The organism is Solibacillus sp. FSL W7-1324 (assembly GCF_038008025.1).
GTDB lineage: Bacteria > Bacillota > Bacilli > Bacillales_A > Planococcaceae > Solibacillus.
Genome location: NZ_JBBOYH010000001.1, coordinates 189,762 through 211,251 on the forward strand (window position 1 = coordinate 189,762; position 21,490 = coordinate 211,251).

The window sequence follows — 21,490 nt, forward strand, 5'->3', positions numbered from 1 at the left end:
TTTATATGTCATATTTCAGCAAAATTTCAGCAATCAAATATGAAGGACCAAAATCAACAAATGATTTAGCTTTTAAATACTACAATCCAGAGGAAGTTGTAGGCGGGAAAACAATGGAAGAAATTTTACGTTTTGGCGTAGCCTATTGGCATACCTTTACGTATGATGGCGGAGATCCGTTTGGTGCGGGCAATATGGAGCGTACATGGGATAAATTTTCCGGCATGGACCTAGCAAAGGCACGTTTAGAAGCTTCATTTGAATTCTATGAAAAGTTGAATGTGCCATTCTTCTGCTTCCATGACGTAGATGTTGCACCAGAAGGCCAATCATTGGCGGAATCACATAAAAATCTGGATGAAATTATCGACATGATGGAAAAATACATGGCTACATCTAAAACAAAGCTCCTATGGAATACAGCCAATATGTTTTCAAATCCGCGCTTTGTTCACGGTGCTGCGACTTCACCAAATGCAGATGTTTTTGCCTACTCCGCTGCAAAAGTAAAAAAAGGCTTGGAAGTAGCAAAGCGTTTAGGCGCTGAAAACTATGTGTTCTGGGGTGGTCGTGAAGGCTATGAAACACTGCTTAATACAAATATGAAGCTAGAGCAGGATAACCTTGGTAAATTCCTGAATATGGCAGTAGATTATGCGAAAGAAATCGGTTATGAAGGCCAATTCCTGATTGAACCAAAGCCGAAAGAGCCGACAAAGCACCAATATGACTTCGATGTAGCTACAGGTATTGGCTTCTTGCGTACGTACGGATTAGAGGAAAAATTCAAATTTAATATTGAGGCAAACCATGCAACATTAGCGGGGCATACATTCGAGCATGAATTACATACAGCACGTATTAACGGCATGCTGGGCTCAGTTGATGCCAACCAAGGTGATACACTACTTGGCTGGGATACAGATGAATTCCCTACAGACCTTTATACAAATACGTTAGCAATGTACGAAATTTTGAAAAATGGGGGTCTTGGAAAAGGCGGTTTGAACTTTGATGCAAAAGTACGCCGTGGATCATTTGAGCAGGATGATTTGTTTTATGCCCATATTGCTGGAATGGACTCATTTGCAGTCGGACTGAAGGTTGCCCATAAGCTATTGGAAGATGGTGTGTTAGAAAACTTCGTAGACAATCGCTATAGCAGTTATAACGAAGGAATCGGCAAACAAATTGTTGATGGGACTGTCGGCTTCAAGGAGTTGGAAGAATATGCTTTAGGGCTTGGGGAAGTTAAAAACAGCTCTGGTCGCACAGAAAAATTGAAAATGATTATAAATCAGTACATTTTAAATGCTATAGCTGAATAAATGTTGAAAATGGGCTTTTTTGGGGCTAGAGCAAAAGATTTTTACTTTTGGTCTAGCCTTTTATGCAGTATAAGGGCGGAGGTAGAAAAATGAAGTATGTAATCGGGATTGACTTAGGAACAAGTGCAGTAAAGGCCCTGTTAATGAATGAGCAAGGAATCATTGTCGATGAAGCATCAAGGAGCTATCCGCTTGTTCACGAAAAGCCAAGCTACTCAGAGCAAAATCCAAAAGATTGGGTAACTGGAACTAGAGAGGCGATTCAGGAAATCGTTAAACGGTTTACGGGAGATGTCTCTACTATTATAGGGATCAGTTATTCTGGTCAAATGCATGGCTTGGTGCTACTTGATGAAAATAATGATGTTTTACGACCTGCCATCTTGTGGAATGATACGCGGACAACAGAGCAATGTAAGCAAATTATTGAACAGGTTGGGCAGGATAATCTGCTTAGAATCACTAAAAATAATGCTCTTGAAGGCTTTACGCTACCAAAAATTTTATGGGTGAAGAAATATGAACCGGAAATTTTTAAAGCGGTCAAAACTTTTCTATTACCTAAGGATTATGTGCGTTTTGCGATGACTGGAAATTTGCATATGGATTATTCCGATGCAGCAGGCACATTATTACTGGATATAGAAAAGAGTGAATGGAGTCAGGAAATTGCTGGAGTGCTGGAAATTGATTTAGCAATATGCCCACCTCTTGTGTCATCGGCAACAGAAGTTGGGCAATTGACAGAGGAATTTGCGAAAAGCACAGGATTGACGACTGCCACTAAGATCTATGCGGGTGGTGCAGATAATGCGTGCGGTGCAATTGGTTCAGGGGTTGCGGCCGATGGTAAGACTATGGTTAGTATTGGTACATCGGGAGTTTTATTATCATATGAGGAATCCAATACAAAGGATTTTGAAGGAAAGGTCCACTATTTTAACCATGTTGTAGAGGATGCCTACTATACAATGGGAGTTACGTTGTCGGCGGGGCATTCCCTTAGCTGGTTTAAAGAAAGATTTGCGGAAGAGCAGTCTTATGAGGAAATATTTGCAGGGATTGATACAATAGCTCCCGGAAGTAACGGATTATTATTTACACCATATCTCGTAGGTGAACGCACACCGTATGCAGATTCTACAATTCGTGGAAGCTATATCGGCATTGATGCGGCACATACGAAGCTGCATTTTGCTCGGGCTGTGATGGAGGGAATTATTTTTTCACTGCGCGATTCATTAGAAAATTTCCGTGCCTCGGGCAAAAATATTACCGAAATGGTTTCCATTGGCGGTGGTGCAAAAAGTTCAGTCTGGCTACAGATGCAGGCAGATATTTTTAATGTGACGGTGTATAAACTGAAAAATGAGCAAGGGCCGAGTATCGGAGCGTGCATGATTGCAGCGGTAGGAGCGAATTTATACACAGATTTTGAAGAAGCTGTTAAGGCATGTGTTCAAGTAGAAGGGAAGTTTGAACCGAATCCTGAAAATGTTGAAATATACAATCAGTTATATGCAATATATCAACAAATTTACACTCAGACAAAATCGTTAAATGAACAATTAAAACTATTTCGCTAAGGAGGAAATCTCGATGAACACAGTAAAATGGGGGATTTTAAGTACAGCAAATATAGCGCAAACACAATTAATTCCGGCTATAAGACGTGCTGAAAATGCAGAAGTCATTGCGATTGCCAGCCGTGGCCCAAAGGTACATGCGATTGCTGAAAACTTAGGAATCGAAAGAGCTTATGAGAGTTATGATGAATTATTAAATGATCAAGAGGTAGAAGTAATTTATATTCCGCTCCCAAATGACTTACATAAAGAGTGGGTCATTAAAGCAGCAAAGGCAGGTAAGCATATTTTATGTGAGAAACCTGCTGCATTAAACGAAAAGGATTTAGAAGAAATGCTGACAGCTTGTAATGAAGAGAATGTACAGTTTATGGAAGCGTTTATGTACCAATTCCATCCACAGCATATACGAGTAAAAGAAATTATTGATTCTGGAGAAATTGGGGAGGTAAAACTTTATAAATCAAGTCACTCATTTTATTTAACAGATCGTAAAGGTGATATTCGTATGAAAGCTGAAAAGGGTGGGGGTGCCATCTGGGACTTGGGCTGTTATTCAGTTCATGCAATGCAACTCATTTTAGGAAACGAAGTTAAGTCACTTTCATTTAAAAGGATTCCAGATTCGAAAACAACTGTTGATGTTTCGGCATTTGGAATAGTCGAACTCGATAATGGAATCCATGGCATAATCGATTGTAGTTTTGAAATGACAGAACGAGATGAATATGAAATAGTTGGGACAAGGGGAACTATCAAAGTTAAGAATTCATTTAGACCGGACCGGCTGAGCGGGAATGGACAAATTACTATCAATACTTTAACGACAGAACGTATCGAACAAACGGGCGGAGACATATATAAGCAAGAGGTGGAATACTTCTCAGATGCTGTACGTACAAATAGAGCCCTGACGATACAGCATAATTATTCACGTAAAAATGTGGGGATTTTGCATGCGATTCAGCAATCGGTCATCACAAATCAACAAATTGTATTAGCCGATTATATTTGCCATGATTGAAATTAGACCTTTTGGACAAGTAAACAAGCATCCTGTTTATGAAGTTATATTAACAAACCAGAATGGGATGTATGTAAGCAGTTGTACATTAGGATGTACGATTACAGCCATCGCTACCCCCGATGCTAACGGAATAATTGAGAATGTCGTTTGTTCATTTGATACGGCTGAAAAATATAAACAGTATCCACAGTTTTTTGGTGCGGCGATTGGACCTTTTGCAGGACGTCTTGAAGATGCTTTTATAGAAATCAATGGAGTTTCCTTACAAGTGAGGCCAAATGAAGGACACCATTTACTGCACGGTGGAAATGACGGCTTTCACAATCAGCTATGGCAATTTGAAACAGGCGATTCCTCGCGTGGACAATTTGTAAAATACTATCTTAATTTCGATTCCATTGATTTTCCTGGAAAGTTAAATATGTCTATTACCTATATGTTAACAAACAGTAACGAGCTAATTATTTCATATGAAGGAATAAGCGATGCAGATACCATTTTAAATTGTACAAATCATAGTTACTTTAATTTAAGCGGAAATTTAAAGCGTACGATCGAAGGGCATGCATTAAAATTTGGAAGTAGAGAAATGCTTTATCTTGATAAGCAGGGGTTACCGCTGGGCAATATAGAAAATATAGTTGGAACAGTATTTGATTTTAATGAAAAGAAATATTTGAAGGAAGTCATTAATAGTAACTTTTCTCAAGTTAAACTGGCGAGCGGCGGTATAGATCATCCATTTTTATTACAGAAAAATGAAATCGAATTATCGGAGGAAGAAAGTGGCCGCAAACTTACAATCATTACGGATGAACAAGCGTTAGTTGTATATACGGGCAGCAAAATCGGCAATGGCTACTCTTTTAAGGAAGCGCCCGCACAAAATTATTTAGGTATTTGTTTAGAAGTACAAAACGTACCAAATAGCATAAAATATAAACATTTGCCAAGTTCTATTCTAAAAAAAGGAATTCCCTATAAGCACGAAACAATCTACAGGTTTACAAATGTATGATAAATAGTACAAGAAAAAGCACCATTCGCTCATAAAACGATTGGTGCTTTTAACTTTAAATATTCGAATGATGGACAGTCGAAGTAGAAATTTTTTCTTCTCTTCCAGTTGTTTTTCTCGTTAAAGAAAAGACTGCGCATGCCAACGCAATGAGTACAAGTGCGCCCCCGTACCAAGCTGCGTGTGAGATTGTAGAAGTTTGATTGATGACAATACCACCAAAGGCTGACCCCATTGAAATTCCGATCTGTAAAGCTGAGTTATTAAAGCTTTGCTGAATATCGGATGTAGCAGGATCTGTCTGAATCAAGTAGCTTTGCTGTGGTGGTGATAAACTCCAGCTTAGCGCTGCCCAAATCATCATAATTGGTATGAAGATGATAAGCGAGAAAGTCGTGAATGGCAGGATGAATAGCACGACTGCAAATGAAACAATAACGAAAATAATACTTTTCGGTGCGCCGATTTTATCCGAAAGCGTTCCGCCAAATGCCCCGCCACTTACTGCAGCAATCCCGAATAATAGGTAGCAAAGACTGATCCAGCTGGAATTCAGACTTAATTCAGTTTCCAGAAACGGTGTGAAGTACGCATACATCGTATAGTGTCCTGCCAGCATAAACATTGTTGCAAGATGGGCACTTCCGATTTTAGAGCTTGCAACCGCCTTTAATTGTTGTGAAAGTGGAATTGACATTTCCCCTGGAACCTTCTCTAAGAAGATTGAAATAAGGATAAATGAGCCTACCGATAAAATCGCAATGCCTAGGAAAATTACACGCCATCCGAAATAATCGGAAATTAAAATGCCAAGCGGTACACCTAGTACGAGCGAAGAACTAATCCCCATATAAATGAAACCAAGTGCCTTCGCACGATGCGCGGGTGAAACAACTTTTGCAGCGATGATTAAAGAAAGCACGGTAATCAGTGATGTACTCATCGCACTTAAAATACGTGCTGCCATCATAAATGTGAATGACACACTGAAATACATCATGATGTTACTGATGAAGAAAATAAACAACGAAATAAGATATAACTTTTTCCGTTCAACTTTGCTCGTTAAAACGAGTAACACTGGACCAGCGATTGCATAAATAAGAGCAAATACGGTAATTAGCTGTCCGGCAGTGCTTATTGAAATATCCATATCAGTTGCGATAATCGGGAGAATACCTCCAACGATTAATTCCACCAATCCAACCGCAACCGTGGATAATGCGAGTATTAAAACTTTGAAATTCATAGTATGTCTAACTTCCTTTCTTGAGAAAAATAAAAAAATCCTGATTACAAAAAATGAAAAAAATCATTTTCTGTAATCAGGATTTTATGGTTCCTGGTAGAGACCCTCAAGCCATATCCTTGAGGTTATACAGTTACTATTAACTTGGATAAATGAGCACTTTGATAGTTTACTTGTTTTCGAAAAAAATATCAAGTATATGTTATTCAGTAAAAAAGCTGTCCTCGGAATAAGACGAGGGCAGCTTTTTGAATGAAGTTAAATTAAAAACTGAAGTGATCAGGATCCGGCCCAATACGTAAATCTTGATTAAGACCATTAATCTGTTCCATATCTTCAGGAGTCAGTTCAAAATCAAAAATATCGGCATTTTCTACAATGCGATGTTCTTTCGTAGATTTTGGAATCGTTACAACCCCATTTTGCAGATCCCATCTTAAAATGACTTGGGAAACGGTTTTATTATATTTAGTAGCCAACTCGTTTAATAGAGGATTGTCCAATAATTTTGCCTGCATTAACGGAGACCATGCCTCAAACTGAATATCATTGTTTTCACAGAAAGCTTTTACTTCTGATTGAGCTAAGCGAGGGTGGTATTCCACCTGATTGATCATCGGCTTGATTTCCGCATCTTTCATCAAGTCTTCTAAATGATGAACCTGGAAATTACAAACGCCGATCGCTTTCACTTTACCTTCTTTATAAAGTGTTTCCATCGCGCGCCATGCGTCTTTATATTTATCTACAACTGCCCAGTGAATAAGGTATAAGTCCAAGTATTCAAGACCTAATTTCTTTAAGCTTGTTTCATAGGCAGCAAGTGTTTCTTCATAACCTAAATCTGTATTCCATACTTTAGAAGTGATGAATAGTTCTTCTCTTGAAATACCTGTTTCTTTCATTGCCTCACGAATCGCTTCGCCGACGCCCTCTTCATTTTGATAAACGGCAGCTGTATCGATACTGCGGTAACCGTGTTTAATGGCAAATTTCACTGCATTAAGCAGTTCAGGTCCTTCCTCGACTAAATATGTACCGAGTCCTAACCAAGGCATTTTAACACCGTTATTTAATGTTGTTGTATCTTGCAAATTTTTGAGCATCGTAAAACCTCCATTTGTAAAATAACACTTAATAGTGCAACTTCAATAATATACCATGAATTTTTGCGCTCACCTACTGATAGGGTACAGTGAAAATTCTTCCTTAATACTGTATAAAAGCAGGAAAGCCATCCCGATTTATAGGATGGCCAAATTTATTATATTTATGAAATGGTGCCTGAACCGCGTTTATCTTCTGCCACCATGATTAGAATCTTGCCGGCTTCGAATTGTTCGTTGTAGCGCTCTGCCTCGTCTTCCGGAATCCCCATTCCGATTAATGCCCCGACGATTCCACCGACCATTACTCCGGTTGCTACTCCAGTTAACCCTGCAGCGATTGGTCCGGCAGCAACGATAGGGCCGATACCTGGAATCGCAAGTGCACCAAGTCCGACAATAACACCGCCAAGACCGCCTAATGTTCCTCCGGCAGCAACACCGGTAACGGCACCTTCCATAGCATTTGCACCGGTTTCATTGGAGATTGCATCTACATCCGATACGTTTTTACTGATGATTGAAATATCCTGAGAACTGTATCCTTGTCGCTGTAAATCCTCGATTGCTTCAATTGCCTCTGCTTCTGTATCATAATATCCTACAACATGTTTTGCCATTTCCCTCATCCTCTCAAAACTCTTTTCGTATATTGAAATTTACCCTGGAGGGATATTTGTAAACATGAGGAAACAGGGGAGGGGCAAATCTACTTCCTGCAGGAACAAAAAAAGAAAGCCATCCTGACGCGTCAGGAATGACTTTCTGTAGTTGTATTATAAAAGTGTTGAATCACGTAGTGGACCTCGTGTGTCTTCATCTACCATAATTAAAATTTTACCAGACTCAAATTGTTCGTTGTAGCGTGTCGCCTCATCTTCTGGAATCCCCATTCCGATAAGAGCGCCAGTCAAACCGCCGACACCTGCACCAGCAGCCGCGCCTGTAATACCTGCAACGATTGGACCCGCACCGACAATAGGGCCAATTCCTGGAATCACCAATGCGCCAAGACCTGCAAGCACGCCACCAATTCCGCCTAATGCCCCGCCCGCAGCAGCGCCTGTAGCTGCACCTTCTGCAACGTTTGCACCTGTTTCATCGGAAATTGTATCAACATCCGATTGGCTTTTACTGATAACTGAAATATCTTCAGTACGGTAACCTTGTCGTTTTAAATCCTCAATTGCATCAATCGCTTCTGCTTCTGTATCATAATACCCCACAATATGTTTTACCATTTCTATCATCCTCCTCATCTGAATGTTGCACAATGTAAATTTACCCGTGTCATTTGTTTATAAACATAACGGGTTGACAATCGATCATGATTAGAGGTGGGATAAAACACTATGATACATACATTTTTGCCATCCAAAAGCCGGCAAAAGCAATGGACAGTCCGACCGTATAGGTGAGGATAGAATAGAGTACAAACTGCTTCCATTGTTTTGAACCGATGAGTGTCACACTTTCCAATTTAAAAGTTGAGAAAGTAGTAAACGCACCTAAAAATCCGATTCCCAAAATTAGATTTGCATTTGTATAAAGATGAATATTAACCAAAAATCCCAACGCAAACGAGCCGAGCATATTTACCGTAAAAGTTCCTAAATGAACAAATTGGCTTGTATGATTGAGCCGCTTAGAAATAACAGCGCGGAAAATGGCTCCGAAAAATCCACCAACGGCCACTAATAAGAAATTTATCATACCGGTTCCACCCTTTCCGAAATGCTTTTTCCGATCTTCATGCCAAGCGCAGCGAAAATCAAACCGAAGATGGCGCTAATGAAAATATAAAGAATAGCTGAAAAATAAAAGTGATGTTGCAGCAGCTGGATAACTTCGACACTGAATGTAGAGAAAGTTGTAAATGAACCAATTAACCCGGTTTTAAGTACTGATAAATAGTCAGGGTTTATAAATATTTTTAGTTCAAGACCGGAAGAGAGCGCCCCTAGAAGAAAGCAGCCTGCCAAATTCACTGCAACTGTTGCAAAAGGGAAGGCAGTTGTCTCATTTGTTAAAAAAAGCAGGGATACGCTATATCGTAATGCAGCTCCAACTGCACCGCCGATTCCTATTAAAAAAAATTGCAATTTCAGTAACCTCCTTTAAATAAAAACAGACTCCCGCCAGTTTACTAAACTGACAGGAGTCATTCGTCTATAGGCGGTTAAGGGCGAACTTTATCGCCTATCATGTTCTATTTACTACATTAATTTATCGATTAATGGTAAGTCAAGATACTCATAAAAACGCCAGGCAATTTCTTCACGGAGTATCCCCCCGAACCTTTTCAATAGATGGAGACAAATCATTCCTTCAACGTTATTCTTAAATAATGGAAATAGGAGGAATGAACGTGCAACCATTAATTCATGGCATCCTATTGGCATTTGGCTTAATTTTGCCATTAGGTGTTCAAAATGTGTTTATTTTTAATCAAGGCGCTACACAACGGAAATTTACAAAAGCACTGCCTGCCATTGTAACAGCAGGCATCTGTGATACGATTTTAATTTATTTAGCGGTAGCGGGAGTATCGGTAATTGTTTTTAGTTTTGGATGGTTAAAAATATCTCTGTTTTTAGTAGGGTTCTTTTTCTTGGCCTATATGGGGTGGGTAATCTGGAAAGACGATACTGCGATAAATGCAAAGCGGGAAGAAAAAGGATTTTCTGCTAGACGCCAAATAACATTCGCTGCATCCGTGTCGCTACTTAACCCTCATGCTATTTTGGATACAATTGGGGTAATCGGAACAAGTTCATTAGCTTATACAGGGTATGAGAAATGGATGTTTACTTTGGCCTGTATAGCTGTATCATGGATTTGGTTTCTGTCGCTTGCCATTGTCGGGAGAAAGATTGGACAAATTGACGGGAACGGGAAATTCCTCAATTTCCTTAATAAAATATCGGCAGTCATCATTTGGATTATGGCGCTGTATATGGGCTATCAGTTTTATGCATTGCTAGGTGAGTAGGAAAGACGGCCGAACCATTACCGGTTGAACAATACTGAAGAATGTTTTGCTAGGAAAATTATACTCTTTCATGATGTTATAAATATATCTATAAACTTAGAAACTAAGGAATCCTTAAAAACGTAGAAAGCTTAACGAAACTAATTGATCTTATGATAGTTTCACCTTTAGAATTTGGAGGAAGTGAATTTGGTTTTTAAACAAGCGTATAAAACGAATAAGAAAAAGAAACGCCGCTCACTTTGGCCTGGTTATCAAAAAGGAGATGGCGTAATGGCAGTCTTTATGCTGATTGCCCTAATTATTTTATTGCCATCTTTCATTATGTGGGGAGTATCCTTTTTTATTGAAGAGCATTTTATTGTTCATGAGATGATGAATGCCCTTGCGGCGGCGGGGGTAAGTATCTGTTTTGGAATAGGGTTCACTGGGATGGTTTTTGGAATAAAGAACTGGTTCGGAAAAATGATTTGCGTAGTCATTTCAGTCATCATGCTCGGAATCGGTTACTCCTTTGCAGAAACATCGTCACTACTCTATAAAGATAAAGTGGCTTATGAAAATAATGAATTTGAAGAGATGGTAGCCGTACCGATCGGTGTGGAATACGAACCGCCCGATTATGGCCTTCCGAAACTGATGAAGCTTGAATTTGAGGAGCTAACAATCGATGTGTATAATTTGGAAATTTTCCGGAGGGATTACGAAACAAATTGGAAAGGGAAACCGCTCGAAATTATCTATCTGCCAAACAGTCATTTTGCGGTAAGTGTAAAAGAATATGTAGAATAGGCAGCCGGCCGTAGCCACCTGTTAATTAACTCGGAAAACAATGGGATTTTATGTTTTTCGAGCTTTTTTATTGCATGGGAAAGAGTGGGTTTCCTGTAGATCTAAAGAACGACTTGGATGAATGTCGCAAAAGATTGCGTCAAATTATGTTAGAATATTTAATGGAGCTATTTAACTTACGCTCTCGACAACTATCTGCGCGGTAAAAAATCATTTCTTTTTTTGTTTCTGAATTAAAGGGATCAATTGCAGATGATTACCCGTACCGCCCTTCCCTTAAAAGATCCATCCACCTCTAATAAACATTCCTTTGAAACAAAAGAAGTATAAGTACAGAAAGGATTTGATTGAATGAGATCTGAGATTATTGCAGATCAGAATTTAAGAGAACAAGACTTATATCAAGAAGAAGCAACGAGTGACTACACGTTTGACCGAGTTCCGCGTGAAGAACGCAAAATGGGCTGGTTAAGTATCACTAATATTACGTTTGGCATTGCAACTGCCATTTTCTATTTCCAGATGGGAAGCGTCATGGCCCTACAGTTCGGAGCGGTCAATGCTCTTATATCGGCCGGTTATGCGATTATTGTCGCAGGTATTCTCGGAAGCATCATTGTTTATTTATCGGCTAAGTCCGGCATGAACGTCAACTTATTATCCCGCGGAGGATTCGGTTATATCGGAGCCTCATTAACCTCATTAATATACGCATCAAATTTTATTATGTATTGTGCATTTGAAGGCATGATTTTAGTCGCTGCGGTACATGCATATTTTCCGGCGATTCCGGTCTGGCTTTTAATTGTCATCTTTGGTTCCTTAGTAATTCCGTTAAACTGGTTTGGCATTAAACAATTGGACAAACTTCAAAAATGGTCATTGCCTATTTTTGGGATATTCCTCATTACGGCCATTGTTATTGCCTTTAATACCCCATCACTAAACCCCGGAAATTTCTGGACCTATCTACCTGAAGGTGTTCAAATAGGCGGTACGGCATTATTGTTATGTATCGGAATGCAACACGGCATCATGGGGCTTACGGCTTTGATTGCTTCGGATTATGCACGTTTCCTGAAACCGAAAGACTTGAAAATCGGTTCTATTGCCATCGGTTTTATTCCGCAAATCTTCTGTTTTGGCGTAATGGGCGGGCTTGGCATTTGGTTCGGTGTAAAATTTGCTGAAGCTAATCCCGGCGTTTATATCGTGACATTATTAGGGCTCGGTGGGGTCGTGTTCACAGTACTGACGCAGGTCCGTATTAACATAACGAATATTTACAGTAGCTCACTTTCGCTCTCAAACTTTTTTGAAAACATGTTTGGCTTTACACCCGGCCGCCGTTTTTGGGTCGTAGTGGGCGGTGTTGTTGCGATGATCTTAATGCTTGGGGGTATTGTCGATCATCTTCAAATTGCGATGACATTCCAAGGTGTAGCACTGATGAGCTGGGCAGCCGTTCTCGTCACGGAAGCACTCGTTCTCAAAAAATTGCTGAAAATCGGCCCGCGCTATTATGAATCCAGACAGGAAAATCTGTTTAAATGGAATCCGGTTGGTGTCATTGCTTTGATTGTCCCAACTGTAATCGGTACAATCGCGGCGCTCGGATATATGGGCACTTTCCTGCAAAATACTGCCGCCTTTTTTGCAGCGCTTATGGCAGCAATTCTGACTGTCATTTTAGGGTTGGCGACGAAAGGGCGATACTATAGCAAGAAAGAAGCAAATGATATTCCGAAAGAGGATTGGATTGCTTAAATAATTAGAGCCGCACTTACCGTTATAAGGGAAGTGTGGCTTTAATTTTTGAAGGCTATATTTAACGTTGAATTATAATAAATTTTCTCTATAGATAAATACTAAAAAGAACTTGTTATTAGGGAGTTTAATAGATACAATCAATTTATAATTATAGTAAAATAATACTATATCAGCTATAGCAGAGTTAAATTGAAAGCGGGTCATTTTTATGGGGATTGTTGTAGGAGGTATATTAATTTGCCTCATCGTATTATGTCTACGTCTGTACACTGAAAAGATGAAGTTACAACAAAAATTAGAATTATTTAAACCGATGATTGAAACGACTGCAGGCATCCGGGATATTTTATATTATTGTGAAGTTTACCCGAAGCTAAAATACCTTTATTTAAGCCCAAGCTTAGATAGTAATTTAGGGCCTAATTCGCTGGAAAAACATTTGAAAAATCCGAATATAATCTTTGACATTGTTCATCCTGATGACCTCGATATTTTAAGGGAGAAGCAATCGGGAACACTTAATTTTGAAAAACCGATTACAGTAAGGTTTCAAAACCATTTGGGAGAATACATCTGGTTTGAAGAATATGCCACACCTGTTTACAAAGACGGGAAACTCATTGCAGTGCAAGGTGTTTACAGAAACGTGCATAGTCATTATATTTTACAGGAACAGCTGGAGTATAAATCGACTCATGATGGATTAACAGGTTTGTATAATAGAGAGTACTTCCAATTGAAAAAGCAAGAGTTTAATGAAATGGCAATCCCTATATCTGTAATTGTCGCAGACTTAGATGACCTGAAAGAAATTAATGATGAATATGGCCATCAAATGGGGGACCGGTTAATTACTGCAGCCGCAGATTGTCTAAAGAAATTTGCAGACGATGAAATGATTGTTGCAAGAATTGGCGGAGATGAATTCATAATTATGATGCCCCATAAAGATAATGTAGAAGTTGAACAATATATAAAGAACGTCTGCGCTGAAATGAAAGAATTTTCAAACACCCTGCCATTTTCGCCTATTCATATTTCGGTCGGCTACGAATATTCACCTTCATCATATGGCGTAATGAGACAACTGATGAATACAGCCGATCAGAAGATGTATAAAAACAAAAAGATGAAAAAGACGGTAATTGGAAGCAGATAAACTTTCTGCATATATATAATATATTTTAAAACTAACCTTGTGATGGGGTTAGTTTTTTTATTGGAAGGGCTATCCGAAAAAAATAACCTGTACTAGTAATTATTATTTATCATCTTTATAGCTTATAAACTTTCCTAACTTTTCCACAACATCATTTACAATTCCAATAAAGATAGTATACAATAAGGATGTTGAATTTTTAGAATATTCATAGAAAGTATAAGGGTGGGTAAAATGACAAAAATTAAAAATGATTATTTAGTACTTGGTGATGTGGACGCACCTGTAAAAATTGAAGTGTTTTTAAATTACGCTTGTCCGTACTGTGCTACGTTTTATGATTTAGTTGATAATACGCTACCAAAGTATTTCACAGAAAAGAAGGTAGCATTAGTAGTAAAGCATTATGATAAGCCACGTGAAATGCTATTGCCTGGAACGCTAATCAATGCAAATTTAGATTATTCTAATCCAGAAAGAACATTAGAAATTATTAGTGAGCTATTTAAGAATCAGGCAACATGGGATAAGTATTCAAGTTTTGAAATAAAGAAATACATTGAAGAAAAATATAACTTAAAAGAAGAATTTTCAAATATTGACCGTAGCTTACTAATTACTGCTGAGGCAATTGAACGTAATGTGAAAATGGTGCCAACTGTATTCATCAATGAATTGGAATTCCAATATCCACGTGAGATTTTTGCAGAAGAGTTAGTGGAAATTATAGATAAAGAACTAGAAAAGGCGGAAGTTTAAATGCAGAGTATAAAGAAATTATCATTTCTATTTTTATTAAGTACTTTCATATTACTTTTAGCTGCTTGTAGTGATGAGGATGGAACGGATTCAACGGCAAAAGAAACAAATACTGATAGCGGGAAAAAAGACGTCTTAGTTGTTGGTTCATCAGGAATCTATCCTCCTTTTATTTCTGTGGATGAAGACGGCAAAGCGCAAGGTTATGACGTGGAAGTATTAGAAAAAGTTGGCGAAGCTTTAGGGTATGAAATAAAATGGGAGTTTGCTGAGTTTTCGGGTATCTTTGGTATGCTTGATGCTGGAAAAATTGATACGGTATCCAATTTAATTGCAATGACAGAAGAACGGCGTGCAAAATATGATTTTTCAACTCCTTACGCTTATTCAGGTGCTACTCTAGTAGTTCATGAAGATAATAATAGTATTAACAGTATTGAAGACTTAAAGGGTAAAAAAGTTGGTGTTTTATTAGGAAATAACTTGCATCAATTTTTAGAGAAATGGAATGAAGAAAATGGTGGTGAGATTATTATTACACCATATCAAGATGTTAGCGGAACATATAATGAAGTGGCTTTAGGTCGATTAGATGCATTTATTGATGTGAAAATTACTGCAGCATCTCGTATTCGTGATGAAGGTTTACCATTAAAAATTTATGGTGAAGAATATTTAGTTAACTTTGATTATGGCTTCCCATTTGTACGCTCTGAAGAAAACAAAGAGTTTTTAGAGGCGTTTAGTGCAGAAATTCAAAAGCTTCAAGAGAATGGCACATTAAAAGAGTTATCAGATAAGTGGAGTGCAATTGACGTTACAATTCCACATAAATAATTTTTAATGTAGGCTGTCCAGAGTAATCTCTGAACAGCCTTCTGTGATTTTTATTTTAATAGAAAAGAGGGGTTTTGTGAATTTTGATTTTGGCTATATGATTGATATTTTTCCTAGGATCATTGAGTATTTACCAATTGTTTTGTACATGGGAACTCTTTCATTTATATTAGCGGTTATTATTGGTCTAATATTTGCAGTAATTATTAATTTTAAAGTTCCGGTTATTTATCAGATTTTAGTTGTTATTATTTCATACTTCCGAGGGGTTCCAACGCTTATTCAAATTTTTATTTTCTATTTTGGAATGCCACAATTATTCCCTAGCTTTAACTCATTAGATGCTATTACAGCTGTTATTTTTGCGTTAAGTGTTAAAAATGCAGCATATTTATCTGAAGTATTTCGTTCGGCATTTTTAGCAGTCGATAAAGGCCAATTTGAAGCATGTGATGCTGTAAACATGACAAAGTGGCAAGGATTACGTACGGTTATTTTGCCACAAGTATTACGTGTAGCAATTCCGTCATCCGGAAATTATTACATTATGATGATTAAAGAAACTTCATTAGCTTTTACGATTGGTGTTATAGATATGCTTGCTCGGGCAAAATTAGAATCAGCTGTTACTTATAAATTTCTAGAAGCCTATTTAACAGTTGGTTTAATTTATTGGGCTATCACCGTAATATTAGCATACTTACAATCAAAACTTGAAAATTATGTAGAGCGTCCCTATAGAAAGGAGGCAACGAAATGATTAAAATTCAAAATTTGCATAAAAGCTATGGAAGCACTGAGATATTAAAAGGAATTGACGTAGAGTTAAAAGATGGTGAGGTACTAGCTATTATCGGTCCTTCGGGGTCAGGAAAATCTACGTTTTTACGGTGCTTAAATTTTTTGGAAAAGCCAGAAAGGGGTATTATTCAGATTGATAGCGAAGAAGTGAATTTAGAGAAATATCAAAAATCCCAAGTAGTGAAGTTACGTGGAAAAACGGGAATGGTATTTCAAAACTATAATTTATTCAAAAATAAAACGGCTTTACATAATGTATCTGAGCCATTGCGTCTAACTAAGAAAATCCCCAAAAACCAGGCTGAACAAATAGCATATGAAATACTAGCAGAGGTTGGACTGAAAGGGAAAGAACTTAATTATCCTGTAGCACTTTCAGGGGGGCAACAGCAGCGAGTTGGCATAGCCAGAGCACTTGCACTTGATCCATATGTAATCTTATTTGATGAGCCGACTTCATCACTAGATCCAGAGCTTGTAGAAGAAGTATTAAACGTAATGAAGGCAGTTATTAAACAAGGTCGAACTATGATTGTTGTAACTCACGAAATGGAGTTTGCAAAAGAGGTAGCAGATCGCGTGATTTTCATGGCAGATGGACATATTATTGAGGAGGGAACTCCGGAAGAGATTTTCGAGAACCCGCAAAACGAACGAACAAAACGCTTTTTAAAAAATTACTTAACGCTTCATAATTTTGATGGAGATGGCATTTAAATTCAGTATCCTATGTAATGACGTAATAAAATGAAAACCGATATGATAAATTGAAAAACGGATTTACATATCGGTTTTTTGAGAGGTTAATGGCTTTAATTGAACAATAATTTTTCTAAAGCAACTGAATGTTATCCACGGTAATGATCCCGTTTCGCTAATTATCCTATTACCTGTTTTACCTCAAACCGGTTAACGTTTTTGTTTTCCCACAAACTCCAGTGAATAAATATGTGTTTGGGATAAAGCAATGACTTCTTCTATAAACTCTACTTTGGATTCTTTAAAATTGCTGTTAATCCAATTTTGAATAAGTCCGTAAAATCCGTATGCAGTATAACGTTTAAAGTAATCCATATTTACCGGGATATTATTGATTGTTTGAAATATAAACTGCTCCTCGTATATTTTTAATATCGTTTGAGGAAATTTTGTATGTAAGCCTGTTAATGTATCATCGTATTTAATCAGTTCAAAGAAATTTCGATTATCATAAATGTAAGAAATAATATTAAAAGAGGGTTCACTTAGTTTTGTCGTATATACTTTTTGGCCAGGAGAATACGGTTTCCCAACAGATTCTTCCAATCCCGCAAACATTGTTTCAAGTAGATCCTCTGCCAATTGAATTTTATCCTGATAATGTACATAAAATGTACTGCGATTGTAAGAAGCATGATCGACAATATCCTTTACGGTAATCGCATGGTAGCCTTTCTTTTTGATAAGGTCAATTAACGCCAACTTTAAATGTTCTTTTGTTCGGTTTTTTCTTTTGGATGTACCATTTTCCACGATATTCCCTCCATGTAAAAAGACAAAATAATAGTAAGTGTCTACTTATTATACATTTTACATTATTCTAATGATTGATGTATTTATTGAAATTGTTAAAATTGAAATATAAAGAAAATGCACATATTTCTGCTATTTCTGTTCAATTTAACTTAAATGTGTATGTTTTCGATGACTCATTATATAGGAGGAATAAAAGATGGGAAAATTACAAGGTAAAGTAGCAGTCATCACTGGTGGTGCGTCAGGTATTGGTGCAGCTACAGCAAAATTATTTGTCTCTGAAGGTGCTAAAGTCGTATTAGTTGATTTAAATGAAGAAAAAGGTACAGCTTTCGAAGCAGAATTAAAAGAGCTTAACGCGGACGCATTATTTGTTAAAGCAAATATTACAAGTGAAGAAGAAGTAGCAAATATATTCAAACAAACAATTGAAGCATTTGGAAAAGTGGATGTCGTATTTAACAATGCCGGCATCGGCCGTGTTTTCCCCTCACATGAACTGGAATATGCTGAATGGCGCAACACAGTTAATGTAGACTTGGATGGTGTATTCTTGGTAGCGCGTGAAGCGATCCGTGAAATGCTGAAATTTGGCGGGGGGTCAATCATCAATACCGCTTCTATGTATGGCTGGGTTGGTTCACCGGGGTCGGCAGCATACAATGCAGCGAAAGGTGGGGTTATTAACTTAACACGCTCACTTGCACTTGAATATGCAGAGCAGAATATTCGTGTGAACTCACTATGCCCAGGCTTCATTGACACACCGATTATTCCGGAAGAAAGCAAACAGGCATTAGCTTCAATGACACCAATGAAACGTCTTGGACAAGCAGAAGAAATGGCAAAAGCTGTATTATTTATGGCAAGTGACGATTCTTCATTCATGACTGGCAACAGCTTAACAGTTGATGGTGGATATACAGCCCAATAATTTTTGATTCAAAGCGCACTTTCAATTTGGAAGTGCGCTTTTTGTGTGGGCTGTTTTTATTAGAAAAGTTAAGCGGGATATTAGAAAAAGTGTTGTCGATATTAGCAAATGCTAAAGGAATATTAGAACAAAGCGAACACTTTTTAGAACATTGGAATGATTTTTTAGAACATCACAGTTTTATTAGAACAAATAAAAATATATTAGAACATTTTCATTTATATTAGAAAATCTCGCCTACTTTAATTCGTGCTAACCGTAAATAAATATTTCTGTTAGAATAAATTTACAGTAAATTCTAACAATTTAGGGGGCAAAGTATGGAGGAGATTCAAGAGAAGAACTTAAATAGCGATACAATCACGAAATTGGAACAGGTAGTGGAGACAATTTTAGGGAAGGACAAGGCAACTTTTACGCTACGGGACAAAACTTCTGGAGAGATTCTGTATACATATCGAGGGGAGCATTTAATGCGTCCTGCATCCAACATGAAAATTCTTACAGGGGCAGCTGCAATTTCGGAGCTTGGACTGGACTACCGATTTAAAACAGAAATTTTTATCGACGGAAATGTTGAGGACCACACGTTAAACGGGGATATTTACGTGAAGGGTTACGGTGATCCGACAATAAATGAAGCGACACTTAAGCATTTTGTAAAAGTTTTGCGGGAATACGGCATCCGACATGTGAAAGGTAAGTTAATCGGGGATGATACATATTTTTCGGGTGAAACATTGCCTCCTGGTGTTGATGATGAAGGGGAAACGCATTATTACGGTGCACGTATTTCGCCTATTACGATGTCACCGAATGATGATTTTGATGCGAGCACAATTATCGTCGAGGCAGCTTCGGGAAATATCGGGGAAAAGCCGATGTTTAATGTCATCCCGCATTTAAGTGGTCTGCAAATTTCTAATGAAGGGAAAACAGTAGATAAAAATGCTGAAAATACATTAGAAATCCGCCGAATTAATAATACAAATCATATCGTGATTACCGGTGAACTACCAGAAGGAGAAACGGCGAAAGTATGGGTGTCCCACCAGGATCCTACAAAAAACACATTGCTGTTTTTCAAAGAACTATGCAAAGATGCAGGCATCCGCTTTGAACAGGAAGATGCCATTGCAAGCGGCACGACGCCAAAGCATGCCAAGCTAATCCACACGCACGAGTCTCGTCCAATTGCAGAGATGTTTTCTATATTTATGAAACTAAGCAATAACAGCATCGCCGATATTTTCCTGAAAACGATGGGGAAACAAAAGCATGGAATAGGCGATTACGTGCATGGCCTAAAAGTAGTGCGAGCTTATTTGGAAAAGCTGCATATCGATTTTGCGACATGGCAATTCGCTGATGGTTCTGGCCTGTCACATCATAACCGTCTGCACTCAAATGGTATATCCGAGCTATTGTATAAGCTGCAAAAAGAACCGTATTTCGAGAACTTTTTCGAATCCTTGCCTGTTGGAGGAAATACAAACAGACTGGTTGGCGGGACGTTAAAAGACCGCTTTTTAGAGCCGCAACTGCAACAGCAAATTTTCGCCAAAACAGGCTATATCCATGAAGTGAATACATTGTCAGGCTATGTGACGGGAAAAAGCGGGAGAGATTATATTTTCTCGATTATGCTTGAAGGTAGGGAAGAGGGAATTCCGTTTTTGGATGAAGGGTTGAAGGTAATTATTGAAATAGTGTAACCATTGAGCGCAAAGAAACAGTCTCCAACTATTAGCTGCTGACTAATAGTTGGAGACTGTTTATTAAGAATTAAATATACTGGTAAAATAATCCGTCACGTGTATCGAACCAAATTAGTTTCCCGTGTTTTTTACGCGGGACTGTTGCCTGCAAAGCCCATTCAGGGAACTGCTTGTACAATTGAATCTGATCCCCTGTTGCCAGTGCGATAAATGATACGTAATGGTCTTTCGTCATGGGGTGGTCTGCTGAAATGGACCATTGCATATCGATTTCCTCTACTTTTAATTTTTGTTCGTCCGTTGCTTTTACAGCTGCTAACGGCTCCAATTTCCGTCCGCAGCACGAAACGGTAAAATTCCCAGTTGCTAACCCGATATTCGAGCAGCTTGGGCATACATAATAGCTTGAATTTTTCATATTGCCTCCTACCAAATCATTTTGATTTATTTCACCTGTCAGTAAATTTTCTATTGGAATATCGAAGAGGGCAGCAAGCTGAGGGAGAAGTGTTATATCAGGACAGCCGATCCCTCTTTCCCATTTTGAAATGGTGCGGTCCGATAAAAACAGTGCATCTGCTACTTGCTTTTGCGTCATCCCTTTTCCCTTGCGCAATGTATAAATTAATTGGCCAATTTTTTCATTATCCATTCGTTTCCCTCCTACTGTTTTAGCATAAAAGGAATGAAGCTGATTCGCAACAAACGGAGCGTAGAGTTGGGATGTGAACGACCAACAGCTGAATTCTTAATACCGAATGTAAAATAAATAATAAAGGAACCTTATTTTCGTAGTGATTATTAAAAATCTCTTATTCATGATGGAGTGCCAAATAGCTTTTACAGCAGAAAATTAATTGGAAATAAGCGGAGCTAAAGGGCAATACAAATTTATTACT

Annotated in this window: 22 protein-coding genes and 1 riboswitch; of the genes, 14 read left to right on the forward strand and 8 right to left on the reverse strand. The window is 38.1% G+C overall.

The genetic code is table 11. The features are described from left to right. Positions 1-5 precede the first annotated feature (5 nt). From xylA to MKY71_RS00940, 4 genes are all read left to right on the forward strand, one after another. Positions 6-1,328 (forward strand): xylose isomerase, encoded by a 1,323-nt coding sequence (gene xylA / locus MKY71_RS00925; RefSeq protein WP_340731265.1) that lies wholly within the window; start codon positions 6-8, stop codon positions 1,326-1,328. A gap of 89 nt (positions 1,329-1,417) precedes the next feature. Next, the gene (gene xylB, locus MKY71_RS00930; RefSeq protein ID WP_340731266.1) at positions 1,418-2,914 is read left to right on the forward strand and encodes a xylulokinase; all 1,497 of its coding nucleotides are present in this window, start codon (positions 1,418-1,420) and stop codon (positions 2,912-2,914) included. 13 nt (positions 2,915-2,927) lie between these two features. Next, positions 2,928-3,938, forward strand: a complete 1,011-nt coding sequence (locus tag MKY71_RS00935; RefSeq protein ID WP_340731267.1) for a Gfo/Idh/MocA family protein — start codon at positions 2,928-2,930, stop codon at positions 3,936-3,938. Then, the gene (locus MKY71_RS00940; protein WP_340731268.1) at positions 3,931-4,959 is read left to right on the forward strand and encodes an aldose epimerase family protein; all 1,029 of its coding nucleotides are present in this window, start codon (positions 3,931-3,933) and stop codon (positions 4,957-4,959) included. The genes MKY71_RS00935 and MKY71_RS00940 overlap by 8 nt, the downstream gene beginning before the upstream one ends. Positions 4,960-5,014: 55 nt before the next feature. Here the strand turns inward: MKY71_RS00940 and MKY71_RS00945 are convergent, their stop codons facing one another. The 6 genes from MKY71_RS00945 to crcB (MKY71_RS00970) all read right to left on the reverse strand — a co-directional run bounded on the left by MKY71_RS00945 (position 5,015) and on the right by crcB (MKY71_RS00970) (position 9,416). Beyond that, positions 5,015-6,208 (reverse strand): MFS transporter, encoded by a 1,194-nt coding sequence (locus tag MKY71_RS00945; RefSeq protein ID WP_340731269.1) that lies wholly within the window; start codon positions 6,206-6,208, stop codon positions 5,015-5,017. Between the two features lie 53 nt (positions 6,209-6,261). Next, positions 6,262-6,361, reverse strand: a riboswitch (purine riboswitch). Between the two features lie 110 nt (positions 6,362-6,471). Then, positions 6,472-7,314, reverse strand: coding sequence for an aldo/keto reductase (locus MKY71_RS00950; RefSeq protein WP_340731270.1), 843 nt, complete (start codon positions 7,312-7,314; stop codon positions 6,472-6,474). Positions 7,315-7,478: 164 nt separating this feature from the next. Next, positions 7,479-7,934, reverse strand: coding sequence for a general stress protein (locus tag MKY71_RS00955; RefSeq protein WP_339174767.1), 456 nt, complete (start codon positions 7,932-7,934; stop codon positions 7,479-7,481). A 156-nt stretch (positions 7,935-8,090) separates the two neighbouring features. Beyond that, positions 8,091-8,555 carry a general stress protein gene (locus MKY71_RS00960; RefSeq protein ID WP_339174769.1) on the reverse strand — a complete coding sequence of 155 codons (465 nt, stop codon included), beginning with the start codon at positions 8,553-8,555 and terminating at the stop codon, positions 8,091-8,093. A 109-nt stretch (positions 8,556-8,664) separates the two neighbouring features. After that, the gene (gene crcB / locus MKY71_RS00965; protein WP_340731271.1) at positions 8,665-9,027 is read right to left on the reverse strand and encodes a fluoride efflux transporter CrcB; all 363 of its coding nucleotides are present in this window, start codon (positions 9,025-9,027) and stop codon (positions 8,665-8,667) included. Then, the gene (gene crcB / locus MKY71_RS00970) at positions 9,024-9,416 is read right to left on the reverse strand and encodes a fluoride efflux transporter CrcB (protein WP_340731272.1); all 393 of its coding nucleotides are present in this window, start codon (positions 9,414-9,416) and stop codon (positions 9,024-9,026) included. The genes crcB (MKY71_RS00965) and crcB (MKY71_RS00970) overlap by 4 nt, the downstream gene beginning before the upstream one ends. A 266-nt stretch (positions 9,417-9,682) precedes the next feature. Here crcB (MKY71_RS00970) and MKY71_RS00975 point away from each other — a divergent pair, with 266 nt between their 5' ends. From MKY71_RS00975 to MKY71_RS01010, 8 genes are all read left to right on the forward strand, one after another. Further along, positions 9,683-10,306 (forward strand): LysE/ArgO family amino acid transporter, encoded by a 624-nt coding sequence (locus MKY71_RS00975; protein WP_339174773.1) that lies wholly within the window; start codon positions 9,683-9,685, stop codon positions 10,304-10,306. 189 nt (positions 10,307-10,495) lie between these two features. Continuing rightward, entirely contained in the window at positions 10,496-11,098 is a 603-nt protein-coding gene (locus MKY71_RS00980) for a hypothetical protein (RefSeq protein ID WP_340731273.1), read from the forward strand. A 351-nt stretch (positions 11,099-11,449) separates the two neighbouring features. After that, entirely contained in the window at positions 11,450-12,865 is a 1,416-nt protein-coding gene (locus MKY71_RS00985) for a purine-cytosine permease family protein (RefSeq protein WP_340731274.1), read from the forward strand. A gap of 211 nt (positions 12,866-13,076) precedes the next feature. Further along, positions 13,077-14,027, forward strand: coding sequence for a sensor domain-containing diguanylate cyclase (locus MKY71_RS00990; protein ID WP_340731275.1), 951 nt, complete (start codon positions 13,077-13,079; stop codon positions 14,025-14,027). Positions 14,028-14,261: 234 nt separating this feature from the next. Further along, positions 14,262-14,786, forward strand: a complete 525-nt coding sequence (locus MKY71_RS00995) for a thioredoxin domain-containing protein (protein ID WP_340731276.1) — start codon at positions 14,262-14,264, stop codon at positions 14,784-14,786. Then, positions 14,787-15,623 (forward strand): transporter substrate-binding domain-containing protein, encoded by an 837-nt coding sequence (locus MKY71_RS01000; RefSeq protein ID WP_340731277.1) that lies wholly within the window; start codon positions 14,787-14,789, stop codon positions 15,621-15,623. Positions 15,624-15,699: 76 nt separating this feature from the next. Next, positions 15,700-16,383 (forward strand): amino acid ABC transporter permease, encoded by a 684-nt coding sequence (locus tag MKY71_RS01005; RefSeq protein ID WP_079523279.1) that lies wholly within the window; start codon positions 15,700-15,702, stop codon positions 16,381-16,383. Further along, positions 16,380-17,141, forward strand: a complete 762-nt coding sequence (locus MKY71_RS01010) for an amino acid ABC transporter ATP-binding protein (protein WP_340731278.1) — start codon at positions 16,380-16,382, stop codon at positions 17,139-17,141. The genes MKY71_RS01005 and MKY71_RS01010 overlap by 4 nt, the downstream gene beginning before the upstream one ends. A 192-nt stretch (positions 17,142-17,333) precedes the next feature. Here MKY71_RS01010 and MKY71_RS01015 read toward each other — a convergent pair whose 3' ends face one another. Then, positions 17,334-17,936, reverse strand: coding sequence for a TetR/AcrR family transcriptional regulator (locus MKY71_RS01015; protein WP_340731279.1), 603 nt, complete (start codon positions 17,934-17,936; stop codon positions 17,334-17,336). Between the two features lie 199 nt (positions 17,937-18,135). On the opposite strand from MKY71_RS01015, the gene MKY71_RS01020 reads away from it, so the two are divergent. Both MKY71_RS01020 and dacB read left to right on the forward strand, forming a co-directional pair. Then, entirely contained in the window at positions 18,136-18,873 is a 738-nt protein-coding gene (locus MKY71_RS01020; RefSeq protein WP_340731280.1) for an SDR family NAD(P)-dependent oxidoreductase, read from the forward strand. Positions 18,874-19,193: 320 nt separating this feature from the next. Then, positions 19,194-20,588, forward strand: a complete 1,395-nt coding sequence (gene dacB / locus MKY71_RS01025) for a D-alanyl-D-alanine carboxypeptidase/D-alanyl-D-alanine endopeptidase (protein WP_340731281.1) — start codon at positions 19,194-19,196, stop codon at positions 20,586-20,588. Positions 20,589-20,658: 70 nt separating this feature from the next. Here the strand turns inward: dacB and MKY71_RS01030 are convergent, their stop codons facing one another. Next, a complete protein-coding gene (locus tag MKY71_RS01030) occupies positions 20,659-21,243 on the reverse strand; it encodes a helix-turn-helix domain-containing protein (protein ID WP_340731282.1) in 585 nt (194 codons plus the stop codon). Between the last annotated feature and the right edge of the window lie 247 nt (positions 21,244-21,490).

Coding starts and splice junctions, on each gene's coding strand:
- xylA (WP_340731265.1), top strand. CDS start 6: ATGTCATATTTCAGCAAAATTTCAGCAATCAAATATGAAGGACCAAAA.
- xylB (WP_340731266.1), top strand. CDS start 1,418: ATGAAGTATGTAATCGGGATTGACTTAGGAACAAGTGCAGTAAAGGCC.
- MKY71_RS00935 (WP_340731267.1), top strand. CDS start 2,928: ATGAACACAGTAAAATGGGGGATTTTAAGTACAGCAAATATAGCGCAA.
- MKY71_RS00940 (WP_340731268.1), top strand. CDS start 3,931: ATGATTGAAATTAGACCTTTTGGACAAGTAAACAAGCATCCTGTTTAT.
- MKY71_RS00945 (WP_340731269.1), bottom strand. CDS start 6,208: ATGAATTTCAAAGTTTTAATACTCGCATTATCCACGGTTGCGGTTGGA.
- MKY71_RS00950 (WP_340731270.1), bottom strand. CDS start 7,314: ATGCTCAAAAATTTGCAAGATACAACAACATTAAATAACGGTGTTAAA.
- MKY71_RS00955 (WP_339174767.1), bottom strand. CDS start 7,934: ATGGCAAAACATGTTGTAGGATATTATGATACAGAAGCAGAGGCAATT.
- MKY71_RS00960 (WP_339174769.1), bottom strand. CDS start 8,555: ATGGTAAAACATATTGTGGGGTATTATGATACAGAAGCAGAAGCGATT.
- crcB (WP_340731271.1), bottom strand. CDS start 9,027: ATGATAAATTTCTTATTAGTGGCCGTTGGTGGATTTTTCGGAGCCATT.
- MKY71_RS00985 (WP_340731274.1), top strand. CDS start 11,450: ATGAGATCTGAGATTATTGCAGATCAGAATTTAAGAGAACAAGACTTA.
- MKY71_RS00990 (WP_340731275.1), top strand. CDS start 13,077: ATGGGGATTGTTGTAGGAGGTATATTAATTTGCCTCATCGTATTATGT.
- MKY71_RS00995 (WP_340731276.1), top strand. CDS start 14,262: ATGACAAAAATTAAAAATGATTATTTAGTACTTGGTGATGTGGACGCA.
- MKY71_RS01000 (WP_340731277.1), top strand. CDS start 14,787: ATGCAGAGTATAAAGAAATTATCATTTCTATTTTTATTAAGTACTTTC.
- MKY71_RS01010 (WP_340731278.1), top strand. CDS start 16,380: ATGATTAAAATTCAAAATTTGCATAAAAGCTATGGAAGCACTGAGATA.
- MKY71_RS01020 (WP_340731280.1), top strand. CDS start 18,136: ATGGGAAAATTACAAGGTAAAGTAGCAGTCATCACTGGTGGTGCGTCA.
- dacB (WP_340731281.1), top strand. CDS start 19,194: ATGGAGGAGATTCAAGAGAAGAACTTAAATAGCGATACAATCACGAAA.
- MKY71_RS01030 (WP_340731282.1), bottom strand. CDS start 21,243: ATGGATAATGAAAAAATTGGCCAATTAATTTATACATTGCGCAAGGGA.